Below are 14,870 nucleotides of genomic sequence, written 5' to 3'. Positions count from 1 at the left end.
GTGGCCAAATAAAGAAAAATTATGAAATCAGTCAGGCCCAAAAAGAATCTCGGTCAGCACTTCCTTACCGACTTGAATATTGCCAAACGAATCGCCGACACGGTGGATGCCTGCCCCGAAATTCCCGTATTGGAAATAGGACCGGGTATGGGTGTGCTTACACAGTATCTCGTTGAAAAGCCAAGAATGGTAAAGGCTGTTGAGATTGACTCCGAGAGTGTGGCTTATCTGTACGAGCGTTTCTCGACATTGAAGGACAATATTCTCGGCGAAGACTTCCTGAGAATGGATTTGAACCAGTTGTTCGGGGGAAATCAGTTCGTGCTTACGGGCAATTATCCATACGATATCTCGTCGCAGATATTCTTCAAGATGCTCGATTACAAGGAGCTGATACCTTGTTGCACGGGAATGATACAGCGTGAGGTGGCTCAGCGGATGGCAGCCGTACCCGGGAACAAGAGCTTTGGAATCCTTTCCGTGCTCATTCAGGCGTGGTACGATGTGGAGTATCTGTTTACGGTAGACGAAAACGTGTTCAATCCACCTCCGAAGGTTAAGAGTGCCGTTATCCGTATGACCCGGAATAAGGTTACGGATCTCGGATGCGATGAAAAACTGTTCAAGCGTTTGGTAAAGACGGTTTTCAATCAACGGCGCAAGATGTTGCGTGTGAGCTTGAAACAGATGTTTTCGGCAAAGCCGAGGGAAGGATTCTACGAACAGGAAATAATGACAAAGCGACCGGAGCAGTTGAGTATAGCTCAATTTGTGGAATTAACGAATATGGTTGAGGCTGAACTGAAGGCTGCCCAATGAGATTTTTGCACATTGAACTTTGAATTTTTAACTATTGCAGAATGGAAAAGAAAGAGAAATACGAATTACTGTTGAAACAAATTGCCGCGCTCATCGAGGGCGAAACAAACGAGGTTGGCGTGTTGGCAAACGTTTCTTCGGCTCTGCATCATACATTTGAGCAGTTTTTTTGGACGGGCTTTTATATGTTGGCCGATGACGGAACATTGAAACTCGGACCGTTTCAGGGCACTACTGCCTGTTTTACCATCCCTGTGGGGCGAGGTGTATGCGGCACTTCCTTTGCCGAGCGCAGGACGCTGGTAGTTCCTGATGTGGAAGAATTTCCCGGACACATCGCTTGCAGTTCGCTTTCCCGTTCCGAAATCGTAGTACCTATATATAATGGTAAGGGCGAGGCGATAGGTGTATTGGATATTGACAGCAAGGATTTGAATGCATTTGACGATACCGATGCGAAGTATTTGGAGGAAGCTATGCAGATTCTCAGCAAGGAAATCTATTAAATTTTCCTATTCGCATTTCATCTGATTATAAACTTCAAGTATCCCTGTCCACTAATTTTTGATTCGTTTGTAAGTGTTTGAAAATCAGTGATTGAAATATCTGTTTTCAAACGTGCGAAGAATGCAAGGCAATCTTCGCAAAAACGCATTTCATTCTTCGCAAGAATGGAATGCGTTTTTCGGTTACTTGTAAGTCGTATGTTTATCAGTCTGAAATGATAGATGAGCTTTCAGTTTTTTTATATGCGATTCGGGGAAAGAGAAGAAGTGTTGTTTGACATTTGGATATATAAAAATGAATGGCGAAACAGGAATCCCTGTTTCGCCATTTTTTATGTTTTGCTGATTACTGATATTGTCAATATCTGAATTTTATTTTCATTTCTCAGTTACTAACACTTCTTCCGTATAGAAATTGCGCACTTCAATTTCCCTGTTTGTGCGAACGGAACGGACACGGTAGCTGATAGGTACGGAAGACTTAATCAATGATTTAGAACTAGGTATATCTATAAACATCATAAAACTATCGTAATCACGTATCTTTCTTGCATATTCCATTGGTCCACCTGAAACCATAACTTGTATTTTTCCCTCTTTAAAATAGCGGCTCCACTGTTTCTCGTATTCTGCTTCAAGGCTACTTCCATAGTTGGTAAATGCAGTTTTTATACCTTCTTTAATCATTTTTGAAACAGCCTCGGTGCTTTCCGTTGTCTCAATGAGCAAATGCACAACACGACCATAGTCTACGCTGCTTACATATAAAGGTTCGTATTCTCCCAGTTTGCCCAACTCTCCCCATTCATCAGGATGTTTTGCATCCATTGAAATGTTGAAGAGTTTTTGTTTTATCTTTATCAAGACATAATGTTTGCCCGATGAAGATATTTTCTGTGCCTCATAAATGAAATTTGCATTAATAATATCATTAAGCCTATTTGTTTTTATATGGGTGTTGAATGTCTTGTTAAAACTTTCTTTTGTCGTTACGTCATTGGTAATATAGGTAATGTACGAAGCCGTATTGTATTTTCTAATATCACGTGCATTCGGCTCCATCAACTCATCAATGCCTTGACGTACATTGTGCAAAGTTGGAAGCACTTCTTTTTTTTCAGGCAAGGTCTTGCCACGGACAGTTGCTGACAAAGTGATAGTTTGAGGATTCTTGATTGAAATTGGCGAATACTCGCCTTCCATAAAGGCGTCTCCACGAAGAATACAACCGGGATAGATTATGTCTGAAAGGCTTTCGTCTACCAATTCTATGGGATCGAGCGTTATTTGCTTCTTAATTACCTGCCTGTATTCTTTCTTGTTTCCAATTACTTTTCCTGTTGGCTCGGAAGAAATGACTTCATCTTGAACTTTTGCAAAGGCCACAGGTTTCATACTTTCCAACTGATGGGATGTACTGTCATCTTTGCTGCAACTTGTAAACAATGACATTGCCAATACGAATGCCAATGTGGGGATTAGTTTGATTTTCATTCTCATTTTTAATAGTTTATGTTTATTGTGTTATAAAGAAGTGCATAAGTAATTTCTTAGTTAGATGCAAAGATATATATTATTTCTTAATAATGGATAGGAATAGGTTAAATTCCTCCTTAATCGGTAAAAATCTATTCAAGGCACGGCAGAAAACAGGATAATCGGGCTTTGAGATTCTCTGAAAAGGAATGGGTGTGAGGTGTTTTTCCTGACGATAAGCGTCTTGAACTGCAACGGTAAAAAGCAAATATATAGAGAAAACGTATATATTTTTTGCGAGGATGTAAATAAATTCCTATTTTTGTACCATTAAATTTAAATAACAAGAAATTATGATAGACGTAAAAGCAACATTAGGCGAAGCCGAAGAGCGTATGGAAATGGCTGCGATGTATCTCGATGAGCAGTTGGCGCGCATTCGTGCAGGCCGTGCGAACGTGGCAATTCTCGATGGAGTGCGCGTGAGTTCCTACGGTTCGATGGTGCCTTTGAATCAGGTGGCTTCCGTAACGGTGCCGGATCCACGCACAATCGCCATCAAGCCTTGGGACAAGAAGGCTATCCGCGACATTGAAAAGGCTATTATGGACTCTGATGTAGGCATCACTCCCGACAACAACGGCGAAATCATCCGTCTGAGCTTGCCACAGCCGACTGAAGAGCGTCGTCGCGATCTCGTGAAACAGAGCAACAAGATAGGCGAGCGCACGAAAGTTGAGGTTCGCAATGCCCGTGCCGACATCAAGGACAAGCTGAAGAAAGCCATCAAGGACGGTCTTTCTGAAGACTTGGAAAAGGATGCTGAGGAAGATTTGCAGAAGATTCACGACAAGTATATCAAGAAAATTGATGCCCTTCTCGAAGAGAAAGAGAAGGAAATTATGACAGTATAAAAGGAAAAACGGTCTCTCCCTGCTTCCCCTCCTCGCAGAACGGAGGGGAGCATTTACAGGTTTGGTAATGTGTTTTTGTGAATGCCAAACTCGTATGTGCAAGCGGGAAGACGAGCTTTTCCTCAATATGAACCCTACATTCAGTTTCCCTGAGTCTTGAACAAGATACAGGGAGAGAAGGTTATATGCGCGGCTTAGTAATAAAGAATACTGGTAGTTGGTACACGGTAAAGACCGATGACGGACGGACCATCGAAAGCAAGATAAAGGGAAACTTCAGATTGAAGGGAATTCGCTCCACCAATCCGGTGGCAGTGGGCGACTATGTGCAGTTGATTGTCAATCAGGAAGGAACTGCTTTTATCTCGGAGATAGAAGACCGTCGGAACTACATCATCCGAAAAGCCTCCAATCTTTCCAAACAGAGCCACATCATAGCCGCCAACCTCGATCAGGCGTTCCTGATTGTTACGATAAACTATCCCGAAACTTCGCTTACGTTCATCGACAGATTCCTTGCAAGTGCCGAGGCCTATCGTGTGCCCGTGGTGCTGGTGTTCAACAAATACGACCTGCTGTCTGAAGAAGAACGGAATTATCAGCAGGCAGTGATGCACCTCTACGAGACAGTAGGCTACAAGTGCGTTGAAGTTCAGGCTACTGAAGGCTGCGATGAGGAAAAAAGCCTGCAACAACTGAAACCTTTATTGGCTGGAAAGATTACGCTGATGAGCGGCAACAGTGGGGTGGGTAAGTCTACCATTATCAACGGATTGCTGGGAACCAACCTGCGGACTGCCGAGATTTCTGATGCGCATAAAACCGGAATGCACACCACTACCTTCAGCGAAATGCTCGAACTGCCCAGTGGAGGCTACCTGATAGACACGCCGGGAATTAAGGGATTCGGTACTTTCGACATTGACAAGGAGGAACTGACGAGCTATTTTCGCGAAATCTTCAAGTTCTCTGACAAGTGCAGATTCTCCAACTGTACGCATACCCACGAGCCGGGATGCGCCGTTCGGAAGGCAGTTGAGGAGCATTACATATCGGAAAGCAGATACAACAGCTATCTGTCTATGCTCGAAGACAAGGACGAGAACAAATACCGTGAAGCATTTTAAGCCTCATCCGTGTTTCGTGCTTTATGAATAATCCTTACAAAAGGCTCTCCATAATTCGATTATTTTGCGTCGGATATTTTTATTTTTCAAATATGCGAATTATGCGTGTGTTATTTAAACCGTCTGGTTATCAGAGAGTTGTGTTTGTTTCTTCTGATTTGTGCATTAAAATCGCTTTCATTTCTTCCCGAATAGGACAATCATTCGGACTAAACGAACTTATTTTCATCCCCTTTCCTTGTATTTTTAACTTCCATTCCTGCGAAGAATGATGTGCATTCTTCGCAAGAACGCAACGCAATCAACCGATGTTTACAATTCAATGCTGCGAAAAACGCATTCCAACCGTCTGAAAACGTGCCTGCAATCTCTGGATTGCTGAAAAAATATGTGCCTGTTTTGAGTAATCAAACTTTACAAAGCGTAGTTCATAAAGGTCTGTTTTGCGATATGTTCGCCGCAGTCTTCCATTGCTTCCTTATGCCGATAGAGTGGGCTGTCGCACCTAAATTAGAAGGGTTTTATTTTGTGGTTCAACCTATTTAGCGTACCTTTGCACCATTATCCACATTATTATTATGTCGAACGAGCGTAAATACAAACTTTTGAGCAAGATTGAATATCCTTCGGATCTTCGTAAACTGAGCATCGACGAACTGCCGGAATTGTGCAAGGAGCTTAGAGAGGATATTATAGAAGAGGTGGCCGTGAATCCCGGACACCTTGCTTCCAGTCTTGGAGCTGCGGAGATTACCGTGGCTTGCCATTATGTATTCAATACCCCTGAAGACCGAATAGTATGGGATGTTGGGCATCAGGCCTACGGTCATAAGATATTGACGGGGCGCAGGGAGCGTTTCTGCGAGAACAGAAAGCTGAACGGACTGATGCCTTTTCCATCGCCCGAGGAAAGCGAGTACGATACTTTCACTTGTGGGCACGCTTCCAACTCCATTTCGGCAGCACTCGGAATGGCTGTTGCAGCCAAGCTGACGAAGCATCCAGACCGACACGTGGTTGCCATCATCGGCGACGGAGCTATGAGTGGTGGGTTGGCTTTCGAGGGACTCAACAATGTTTCGGGCAAACCCAACGATCTCCTTATCATCCTGAACGACAATGATATGTCCATTGATCGCGCCGTGGGTGGTATGCAGCAGTATTTGCTGAATCTCGATACCAACGAAACTTACAATAGAATCCGATTCAAGGCTTCCAACTGGCTTGATTCCAAGGGAATCCTGAACGAAAAACGAAAGAAGGGCATTCTTCGATTGAACAATGCTTTGAAGTCGGCTCTCTCGCAGCAGCAGAATCTTTTCGAGGGAATGAACATCCGTTATTTCGGTCCGTTCGATGGAAACGATGTGAAGGAAGTGGTACGCATTCTCCGTCAGTTGAAGGATATGAAGGGACCGAAGCTGCTTCATCTTCATACGGTGAAGGGAAAGGGCTACGAACCTGCCGAAAAGAGTGCCACGGTTTGGCACGCTCCGGGAAAATTCGACCCTGAAACGGGCGAGCGACTCGTGCAGGACAACAGCAACAAGCCACCTAAATATCAGGATGTGTTCGGACACACGCTGCTGGAACTCGCCAATATGAACGAGCGTATCGTAGGTGTTACGCCGGCTATGCCGTCAGGTTGTTCTATGAACATTATGATGAAGGAAATGGCAGACAGGACATTCGACGTGGGTATTGCCGAAGGACACGCTATGACCTTCTCTGCCGGAATGGCGAAAGACGGATTGCAGCCTTTCTGCAACATTTACAGTGCTTTCTCGCAGCGTGCCTACGACAACATCATCCACGATACGGCGATTCTCAATCTGCCTGTGGTGCTTTGTCTGGACCGTGCCGGATTGGTAGGCGAAGACGGAGCAACGCACCACGGTGCTTTTGATATGGCTTTTCTCCGACCGATACCGAATGCGACAATCTCGTCGCCTATGGACGAACACGAGCTGCGCAGGCTGATGTACACGGCACAGTTGCCCGGCAAGGGCTTCTTCGTTATCCGTTATCCACGTGGAAACGGCGTGCTTGTAGACTGGAAATGCAGTCTGGAAGAAGTACAGGTGGGTACGGGCAGAAAGCTCTGCGACAAGCATCTGGGCGATGCCGTCGATACAAGTTTGAGCAATGTGGCTGTGCTTTCCATCGGTCCGGTGGGCAATGATGTTGAAAAGGCAATCAGAAATCTGGAGGAAGAAGATACGAAATGCAACGGACGCGTTGCCCATTATGATATGCGTTTCCTCAAACCGCTCGACGAGCATATTCTGAGAGAGGTGGGAGAGAACTTCAAGGAAATTATCACCGTCGAGGACGGTGTGCGCAATGGTGGATTGGGTTCGGCCGTTATGGAATGGATGTCCGACAATGGCTATAAGCCTGCTGTGAAACGTCTGGGCTTGCCCGACAAGTTTATCGAGCAGGGAACCGTTCAGCAGTTGCGCGAAATCTGTGGAATTGATGTAAAGAGCATTGAGAAGGTAATAAAAGACAGTTTGGCAAAAACTGCCAAATAAGTGATTAGGGATATGAAAATCATCATTGCCGGTGCCTATGCCATCGGAACTTATCTTGCGCAGATGCTTTCTCGCAATAAGTATGACATCATCTTGATAGATGAAATTCCAGAGAATTTGGAAAAGATTGGAACGGATTGCGACATCCTGACAATGGAAGCCAAGGTTACCAGCATCAAGGCATTGAAAGATGCAGGTGCAAAGACAGCCGATTTGTTCATTGCCGTAACCCCGAAGGAAACGGACAACATCACGGCTTGTACGATGGCGCATCATCTCGGTACGAAGAAAACCGTTGCCAAGATTGACAATCCTGAATATATGGAACCTGAAAATCAGGAGTTTTTCAAGCGTCTGGGTGTGAACAGCCTTATTTATCCGGAAGTTCTTGCGGCAAAGGATATCATCAGCGGCTTGAAGATGTCGTGGGTGCGCCAGCGTTGGGACGTTCACGGTGGTGCACTGGTGATGCTTGGCATTAAATTGCGCGAAGGATGTGAGATTCTCAACAAGCCATTGCGCGAAATCAGCGGTCCAGATGATCCGTACCACGTGCTCGGAATCAAGCGGCATCACGAGACGATTATCCCCGGTGGTAACGACACTTTAAAGTTAGACGATCTCGCTTACTTTATGACTACGAAGAATTACATTCCATATATTCGCAAGATTGTAGGCAAGGAGCAGTATGTGGACGTGAAGAATGTAATGATAATGGGTGGTGGTCGTACTGCCGTTCGCTCTGTAAAGGTAATGCCTGAATATATGAACGTGAAGGTTATTGAGCGCGATGCCGACCGTTGTGAGTATCTCAACAGTATGTTTAAGGAAGATCAGCTCGTCATCAACGGCGACGGACGCGACTCCAGTCTGCTCATTGAAGAGGGAATCAGGAACACACAGGCTTTCGTTGCTCTGACACCGAATGCCGAAACCAATATCCTTGCCTGTCTGGCAGCCAAGCGAATGGGCGTGAGAAAGACCATTGCATCGGTCGAAAACTTCGATTATGTGGGTATGGCTGCGAGTCTGGACATCGGTACAATCATCAATAAGAAGGCGATTGCCGCAAGTTATATCTATCAGATGCTGTTGGATGCAAACGTAGACAACGTTAAATTCCTGATGTCGGTCAATGCAGATGTGGCCGAGTTCATCCCGGTTCAAGGCTCAAAGATAACCAGAAAGCCCATCAAGGATATCAAACTGCCGAGTGGAATGACCATTGGTGGACTTGTACGGGGCGAAGAAGGTATGCTCGTTTCGGGTAATACGCAGATTGAGGCAGGGGATATCGTAGTGGTGTTCTCGCATAATGTTCCCAAGCACAAGTTGGAACAGCTTTTCAATTAATTTGTTCAAGATACATTGTTATGCTTAATCTGAAAATCATTTCAAAGATTCTTGGATCGCTGCTTTGGATTGAAGCGACGCTGCTTTTCCTTTGTCTGATAGTTGCCATTTGGTATAATGGAGCCGATATATGGCCGTTCGTCTGGAGTATTCTTATCACTGTGGCTGGAGGAGTGGTCTTTCGGCTGATGGGATGGAATGCCGAAAGTTCTATGGGACGACGCGATGCCTACTTCGTCGTAGCCGTTTCGTGGATACTGTTCTCTCTTTTCGGCACTTTGCCTTTCTTGCTTAGTACCGAGATAACCAATTTCACGGATGCTTTCTTTGAAACAATGTCGGGTTTTACCACGACCGGTGCAACGATTGTGGACTTTCCCGAGCACATGCCGCACGGTATTTTGTTCTGGCGTTCGCTCACACAGTGGATTGGCGGACTGGGAATCGTATTCTTCACAATAGCCATTCTGCCCTCACTGGTAGGAGGATCGCTGAAAGTGTTTGCGGCGGAAGCCACCGGACCGATAAGAAGTAAGCTGCATCCGCGCCTCAGCACCGGTGCAAAGTGGATATGGATGGTTTATCTTGTACTGACCGTTGCCTGTATAGCGAGCTACAAAATTTGTGGAATGTGTTGGTTCGATGCCTTCAACTATGCTATGACCAGTACGGCAACAGGAGGTTTTGCAACGGAAAGCGGCTCTATTATGACGTTTCATTCGCCTGCCGAAGAATACGTATGTACCATTTTCTGCTTTCTTTCGGGCGTAAATTTCACATTATTATATGGTACAGTTGCAGGCTTTAAGATTAAGCAGCTTTTCCGTAATTCCGAGTTCCGTTTCTATTCAATAATGGTAGCAGGATTCACAATCTTCATTATGCTCGAATTGTTCTTCAAGCGCAGCTACGATTTGGAGCACGCCTTCCGCAGTTCGGTCTTTCAGGTGGTTTCGTTCATTACCACGACGGGCTTGTTCAGCGACGACGCAGCCAAGTGGCCGCATGTTACTTGGGTGGTACTGGCAGCCTGTATGTTCTTCGGTGGTATGTCGGGTTCAACCAGTGGAGGCATCAAGAGCATCCGTGGTGTGATGCTGATAAAGGTGGTGAGAAACGAATTTCGCCAGATTCTTCATCCGAATGCTGTTCTTCCGATGAAAGTTGATGGTGTGAATATTCCACAAGGCCATCGGGTTACGCTGCTTGCCTTCATAGGTCTGTATCTGTTCCTTACGCTTCTCTGTGCCTTCACGATGATAGCGTGTGGAATCGATCATACGAACGCTATAACAATCACGTTGAGCTGCTTGGGAAATGTAGGGCCTACGCTTGGTTTGGAGATAGGACCGACGATGTCTTGGGCTGAATTGCCCGACTTTGCGAAGTGGATTGGTTCGTTCCTGATGCTCGTAGGGCGTCTGGAACTGTTCACGGTTCTCGTGCTTTTCACACCGGCTTTTTGGAAGGAAAACTAAGCAGATTGCCGACTTCAGAGCAAGTCTGCAAGTTATATAACAGAAAAAGGATTCTCATTGCGAGAATCCTTTTTTGTATTTGTGCCTGATATTCGTTTTTTCTTTGTCGGCGTATTTCCTTTCGGACTGCGTTCTACACCAAAGAGTTGATGATTTCCTCTCTTGAAGCAGGGAGATAGTCAATCACAGGAATCTCGGGCATCGTATAGCAGCCCGGAGCCAAACGCATTGTAGCACGCGCGCAGTTTACGAGTACCTGCGAGGTGAGTGCCGGATTGTTGATGCTCATATTGAATTCAAAACGCTGATTAGGCGTCTTGCCGCTCTGTCCCTTGCGAATGAGGTTCACACCGTGCCCCATATCGCGGACATCGTCCACGCTTGCAACTGCAAACACGTGAGTCTCGTCGTGCGAGAAGTAAGGGTCGGCCTTGATTTCAGCCGTAACGTCTTCCAGTTTCGCACCGTCTTCCAGTTCAACGTAGACCATACGGCGGTGGATGCTCTCGCCCAATGGAATGGTAACGGAAAGCGCATTCTTTACGCCTTTCTTGCCACGGACGCACACCGAGTGTCCCATAGACATTCCGGGACCGAAGTTGGTGTAGGAAAGTCCTTTCGGAGCAAGTCCTTCGAGAAGTATTCGCACAACAGAGTCGGACCCCGGGTCCCAGCCTGCTGCAATAACGCTTACCTTTCCGGCTTTCTTGCAATGCTCCATCTGCTTGGTGCGATAGTCGAGAATGCCTGTATGGATGTCGAAAGAGTCTACGGTGTTGATTCCCAGAGCCACTATCTTCTCTGCATATTCGGGACAACTGCGTGTGGGGGCAGCCAAAATAGCCACGTCCACGTCTTTCAGTTTCTCTATATCATCGACAACCTCGTATGGCGTAAGTTCCAGAGGTTTGTCCTTATCGCCCTGCCGGCGCACGATGCCTGCTATCTCAAAGTCGTTTGCTGTTTCAAGAGCCTCTACTGCATATCGGCCTATGTTGCCGTAACCCACTACGGCTGCTCTGATTTTCTTCATAATCATCTTTATGTTTTGTTTTTGAACAGTTTTCTCTGATGCAAAATTACTCCAAAAGCACGAAAGACGATACTATTTATACATTTTTTAAGGTTAAAACGAAATCTGCTTTCAAAGAGGTTTTGTTTGTGATTGTTTGCTGATAAAATAGTATTTGCGCCTGCCGATTGCAAAGAGGACAGTTCCGACTTGCTTTTTATCCCGCGTTCGCGCTTCGTTTCGGTGCGTCGGGACGATAACCATTTCAACCTGATAGGAACACGGTTTCCAATCTTGCGAAGATTGCGTTCCATTCTTCGCAAGATTGCAATGCGTTTTTGCGAAGATTGCAACGCATTCTTCGCACGTTTGGAAATGGATTTCGCAATGCTTGATTTTCAGACAGTTATGATTCGTCTGTAAATCACGGAATCGTGGAAGTTGTTTTTGCCACAGAAAGGGCAAAGCCTTCAGGAATTTCACAGGCGATGCTTTTACGGATGCGTGCAGCAGAGTGTATCTCCAATCGTTATTGTCGATTATCTGTGTGCCCCTGAAGGCATTGAAAAATGAAAAATACGGAAAAGATGCCTTTACTCAATAATGAAGGCTACCTCAAGATAGTGCTCTCTGACTTTTTCATTGTGTATTGTGGCGACCGGCGCACTTTCTTCCCGTATTCCACGGTGTAGAGGAATTTGACAGAAGCATAGGAGTTTTCAATGTCGGATTGGGCAATTTGCGTGAAATCATAGTTGTCTGCGGATAGTGATTGTCGCATCTTGTTCTTCTCTATAAAGAGATTCTTAGCGTCTAAGACGATGGCAAAGTTATCGTGGTTCCATTCCCCGGTTATGCCGTATTGCCACGGAGTCCTGACGTGGGTCTGAAAGTTCGCAAGCGATTTGACGGGAGACTTGTAAAAGGCAGAGAAAGAGAAATCGCCGATATAGTAATAGGCTTGCATATTCAGTCTCCAACTGCTCTGCCGTTCACGTACTGCACGACTGACGGCATAGTGAGTGTAGCCTCCGTCTGCCTTTATGTTGAAGTTTTCACTTGGCTTCCACGTGAGCGAGAGTGCTGCTGAGGTCTGATGGCTTCGGGCATTGCTGCTGAAGGAATTGATAATATGCGAACCGTCAATGGTATAGGTATTGACGATGGCATTGCTTATATACATATAATAAGTGGACAGGAGAGCCGCCCACTGCTTGTAATTCACGGAATAGGTAAAGCCGGGGCCAAGCAATGTAGAATTGTCCATATTCGGATTTCCCCTCCTGATCATAATCGGATCAATCTGCTGTTCAACCGGATTCGTAGAGCTGAGTGTGGGGAATGTGTTTCCAAGCGAGAAGAACGCTCTGAAACGCTGCACCTTGTCGGGCATCCACGAGGCCGACAACTGCAAGCGTGGTGCAAGATGCTTGACGGCATCATCTCCACGCAGCTTATACACGAGATAAGAGACACCTGGGTTCGCATCAAGCATAAACTTTGACCATCGTTTGCTGTAATCTGCAAAAAGAATTGTTTCTGACGAGCGCAGGTGCTGACAAGTTGGCGAAACGCCTGCGTAGTTGTCTTGCGAGCTGCGGAAGTATTCGTGCAGACTGACGGTAAAGCTGTTGTGCTTCGGCAGCGAGAGGGTGTAGTTTGCATTCAGCTTTGAGTAGAAATAGTCTTCAGCAACATCACTCTGATAAGTGTTGTTTTCCGTAAGCGTTCTGTGGTAGTTATTCCTCGCATAGTAGGCATCAAAGTCTGCATTCAGATTCTGATTCTTGCCAATCGACCGGTTGTAATAAGCGTAGAAAGTAGGTTTAAGGGTGGTGTTACGGTTAAAGAACAAACTGTGCTGACTGTCGGCAGTACCGTTTTTTATGTATTGTGTGCTGCCTTCGGGAGAGTTTTTTCTTTGTTTTTCGGGCTCAATGCTTGCGCGCAACATCCAAGTCTGCTTGTCGGTTATACGGCTCAGGCTGGCCGTAAAGTGTTTTGCTGCACTTTTATCTTCCTGATTAAGGTATCTTGTCTGCTTTGTTGTTTCGGTTGGCAGCCCGTAGCGTTCCGTTGAATATGCGTCCGATTTCAGATTCTCTATGCCATAACCGGCCCAGATGTTGGCGTTGTAATGTCCGAAACTGTACTTTGATGTCAGATTGTAGTCCCCTTTCTGGAATCCGAGCGTTTGTAAAGCATCCACCTGTGTGTATCCTCCTTCGGTGTAAATCCTTACCACATAGTTCAGCACAGCCTTGTCTTTGGCGTACTTCCCCGTGGGCATATCGTAGTATTCTATTCGTAGAACATCCTTTGGCCTCAGACTTTGAATCTCTCTGTAAGAGGCTTCCCGACCGTTTATATACAGCGTTGCAGCACCTCCCGGTGTCAGTATGCTGCCAGTTTCCGTGTCTGCGTTTACGCCGGCAATCATCATATTCCTTACCAAGTCGAAGCCCGAGTGCGAATGCCTGCGCTGCTTGTTCGTGGGAATACAATTATAGTGGTCGGCCTCTTGCCGTATCAATTTCCCTGATACCGTTACTTCTTTCAATTCCTTTGCAGCGATAACCGTATCATTCTGCGACTTTACCGAAATTGGAAAAGTACAGGCGCATAATATAATAAGAATCGGTAGTTTCATCTGCTTTCTTTTTTATGGCGTTTATATTAGGATTTAACGTTTCCGGTCTGATTTTTCAGACTGTAATCGCTGTTTTAATGATTGTCGTTGGCGCAAATATAGGGGTTATTTATGATATATCAAAGAATTATGATGCGTTTTTCAGCATTAATTGTTGTCTTTCGCTATTGCGATAATGTGCTGTGTTTCTTTTTCAAACGCCTGTTTGTTGAATTTAAGTTCAGTTGGAATGCAATAAAAGGAGAGGGAAATGCGTTAAAGAATTGTATATACACAATCCCTGTGCTGTGCGGGGTTTTTAAGAAAAGAAGGTTATGATAGAATATATCAGGGGCGAAGTGGCCGACCTGACGCCGACATTGGCAGTTGTCGATGCCAATGGAGTGGGGTATGCGCTGAATATTTCGCTCAATACATATACTGCCGTGCAGGGCAGACAGACTGCAAAACTCTATGTTCACGAGGCTATTATGACTGGTGGACGCGACGACAGCTACACGCTTTACGGCTTTGCCACTAAGCAGGAACGCTCGCTCTACCGGCTGCTCATTACCGTTTCGGGCGTAGGAGCAAATACTGCGCGTATGATTCTCTCGTCATTGACTCCCGCGGAACTCTGCAATGTGATTGCAAACGGCGACGAGAAGATGCTCAAGACGGTAAAGGGAATCGGCTTGCGCACGGCGCAGCGCATCATTGTAGACCTCAAGGACAAGATAATGCAGAGCGGCATTGCCGACGAATTGCACGTAAGCGCACAGCCGGGAGCGTCTGCCGTTAATTCAGCAGTCAAGGATGAGGCCATCAGCGCACTTACGATGCTCGGTTTTTCGCCGGCACCGTCCTCGAAAGTTGTGGTTGAGATATTGAAAGAGCAGCCCGACCTTCCTGTGGAGCAGCTTATAAAGTTAGCTTTGAAACAAATAAAATAGTTGGTTCTCCTTTGTTTTCGTATGTTGCGGCTGTGTCGCAATCCCTCGAATTCATCTGAATATCACTTA

11 protein-coding genes are annotated in these 14,870 nt (G+C 45.8%); 8 read left to right on the top strand and 3 right to left on the bottom strand.

Annotated features, from left to right (window positions below):
• The first annotated feature begins 21 nt into the window (after nt 1–21).
• Together rsmA and P150_RS0105575 are read left to right on the top strand one after the other, a co-directional pair.
• Nucleotides 22–819: a 16S rRNA (adenine(1518)-N(6)/adenine(1519)-N(6))-dimethyltransferase RsmA gene (rsmA, locus tag P150_RS0105580; protein WP_028896828.1), complete on the top strand. Its 798-nt coding sequence runs from the start codon at nt 22–24 to the stop codon at nt 817–819.
• Between the two features lie 41 nt (nt 820–860).
• Nucleotides 861–1,325 (top strand): GAF domain-containing protein, encoded by a 465-nt coding sequence (locus P150_RS0105575; RefSeq protein WP_028896827.1) that lies wholly within the window; start codon nt 861–863, stop codon nt 1,323–1,325.
• Between the two features lie 378 nt (nt 1,326–1,703).
• On the opposite strand, the gene P150_RS0105565 is transcribed toward P150_RS0105575, so the two are convergent.
• Complete coding sequence (locus P150_RS0105565) at nt 1,704–2,819, bottom strand: thiol-activated cytolysin family protein (protein WP_231477579.1); 1,116 nt, start codon at nt 2,817–2,819, stop codon at nt 1,704–1,706.
• A gap of 335 nt (nt 2,820–3,154) precedes the next feature.
• On the opposite strand from P150_RS0105565, the gene frr reads away from it, so the two are divergent.
• From frr to P150_RS0105535, 5 genes are all read left to right on the top strand, one after another.
• Entirely contained in the window at nt 3,155–3,715 is a 561-nt protein-coding gene (gene frr, locus P150_RS0105560; RefSeq protein WP_028896825.1) for a ribosome recycling factor, read from the top strand.
• A 185-nt stretch (nt 3,716–3,900) separates the two neighbouring features.
• A complete protein-coding gene (gene rsgA, locus P150_RS0105555; RefSeq protein ID WP_028896824.1) occupies nt 3,901–4,842 on the top strand; it encodes a ribosome small subunit-dependent GTPase A in 942 nt (313 codons plus the stop codon).
• Nucleotides 4,843–5,420: 578 nt separating this feature from the next.
• Entirely contained in the window at nt 5,421–7,376 is a 1,956-nt protein-coding gene (gene dxs / locus P150_RS0105545) for a 1-deoxy-D-xylulose-5-phosphate synthase (RefSeq protein WP_028896822.1), read from the top strand.
• A 12-nt stretch (nt 7,377–7,388) separates the two neighbouring features.
• Nucleotides 7,389–8,729, top strand: coding sequence for a Trk system potassium transporter TrkA (gene trkA, locus P150_RS0105540; protein WP_028896821.1), 1,341 nt, complete (start codon nt 7,389–7,391; stop codon nt 8,727–8,729).
• A gap of 20 nt (nt 8,730–8,749) precedes the next feature.
• Nucleotides 8,750–10,207, top strand: coding sequence for a TrkH family potassium uptake protein (locus P150_RS0105535; protein ID WP_028896820.1), 1,458 nt, complete (start codon nt 8,750–8,752; stop codon nt 10,205–10,207).
• Nucleotides 10,208–10,340: 133 nt separating this feature from the next.
• Here the strand turns inward: P150_RS0105535 and P150_RS0105530 are convergent, their stop codons facing one another.
• Together P150_RS0105530 and P150_RS0105520 are read right to left on the bottom strand one after the other, a co-directional pair.
• Nucleotides 10,341–11,240 (bottom strand): diaminopimelate dehydrogenase, encoded by a 900-nt coding sequence (locus P150_RS0105530; protein WP_028896819.1) that lies wholly within the window; start codon nt 11,238–11,240, stop codon nt 10,341–10,343.
• 589 nt (nt 11,241–11,829) lie between these two features.
• Complete coding sequence (locus P150_RS0105520; RefSeq protein WP_028896817.1) at nt 11,830–13,869, bottom strand: outer membrane beta-barrel protein; 2,040 nt, start codon at nt 13,867–13,869, stop codon at nt 11,830–11,832.
• A gap of 314 nt (nt 13,870–14,183) precedes the next feature.
• Between P150_RS0105520 and ruvA the strand changes: the two genes are divergently transcribed.
• Nucleotides 14,184–14,801, top strand: a complete 618-nt coding sequence (ruvA, locus tag P150_RS0105510; protein WP_028896815.1) for a Holliday junction branch migration protein RuvA — start codon at nt 14,184–14,186, stop codon at nt 14,799–14,801.
• The last annotated feature ends 69 nt before the right edge of the window (nt 14,802–14,870 follow it).

The organism is Prevotella sp. HUN102, assembly GCF_000688375.1.
GTDB lineage: Bacteria > Bacteroidota > Bacteroidia > Bacteroidales > Bacteroidaceae > Prevotella.
The sequence above is the reverse complement of the archived record's forward strand: the minus strand, read 5'-3'. Positions and strand labels throughout refer to the sequence as shown.

What these genes read in the sequence shown, in the direction of transcription:
- rsmA (WP_028896828.1), top strand. Translation starts at nt 22, where the DNA reads ATGAAATCAGTCAGGCCCAAAAAGAATCTCGGTCAGCACTTCCTTACC.
- P150_RS0105575 (WP_028896827.1), top strand. Translation starts at nt 861, where the DNA reads ATGGAAAAGAAAGAGAAATACGAATTACTGTTGAAACAAATTGCCGCG.
- P150_RS0105565 (WP_231477579.1), bottom strand. Translation starts at nt 2,819, where the DNA reads ATGAAAATCAAACTAATCCCCACATTGGCATTCGTATTGGCAATGTCA.
- frr (WP_028896825.1), top strand. Translation starts at nt 3,155, where the DNA reads ATGATAGACGTAAAAGCAACATTAGGCGAAGCCGAAGAGCGTATGGAA.
- rsgA (WP_028896824.1), top strand. Translation starts at nt 3,901, where the DNA reads ATGCGCGGCTTAGTAATAAAGAATACTGGTAGTTGGTACACGGTAAAG.
- dxs (WP_028896822.1), top strand. Translation starts at nt 5,421, where the DNA reads ATGTCGAACGAGCGTAAATACAAACTTTTGAGCAAGATTGAATATCCT.
- trkA (WP_028896821.1), top strand. Translation starts at nt 7,389, where the DNA reads ATGAAAATCATCATTGCCGGTGCCTATGCCATCGGAACTTATCTTGCG.
- P150_RS0105535 (WP_028896820.1), top strand. Translation starts at nt 8,750, where the DNA reads ATGCTTAATCTGAAAATCATTTCAAAGATTCTTGGATCGCTGCTTTGG.
- P150_RS0105530 (WP_028896819.1), bottom strand. Translation starts at nt 11,240, where the DNA reads ATGAAGAAAATCAGAGCAGCCGTAGTGGGTTACGGCAACATAGGCCGA.
- P150_RS0105520 (WP_028896817.1), bottom strand. Translation starts at nt 13,869, where the DNA reads ATGAAACTACCGATTCTTATTATATTATGCGCCTGTACTTTTCCAATT.
- ruvA (WP_028896815.1), top strand. Translation starts at nt 14,184, where the DNA reads ATGATAGAATATATCAGGGGCGAAGTGGCCGACCTGACGCCGACATTG.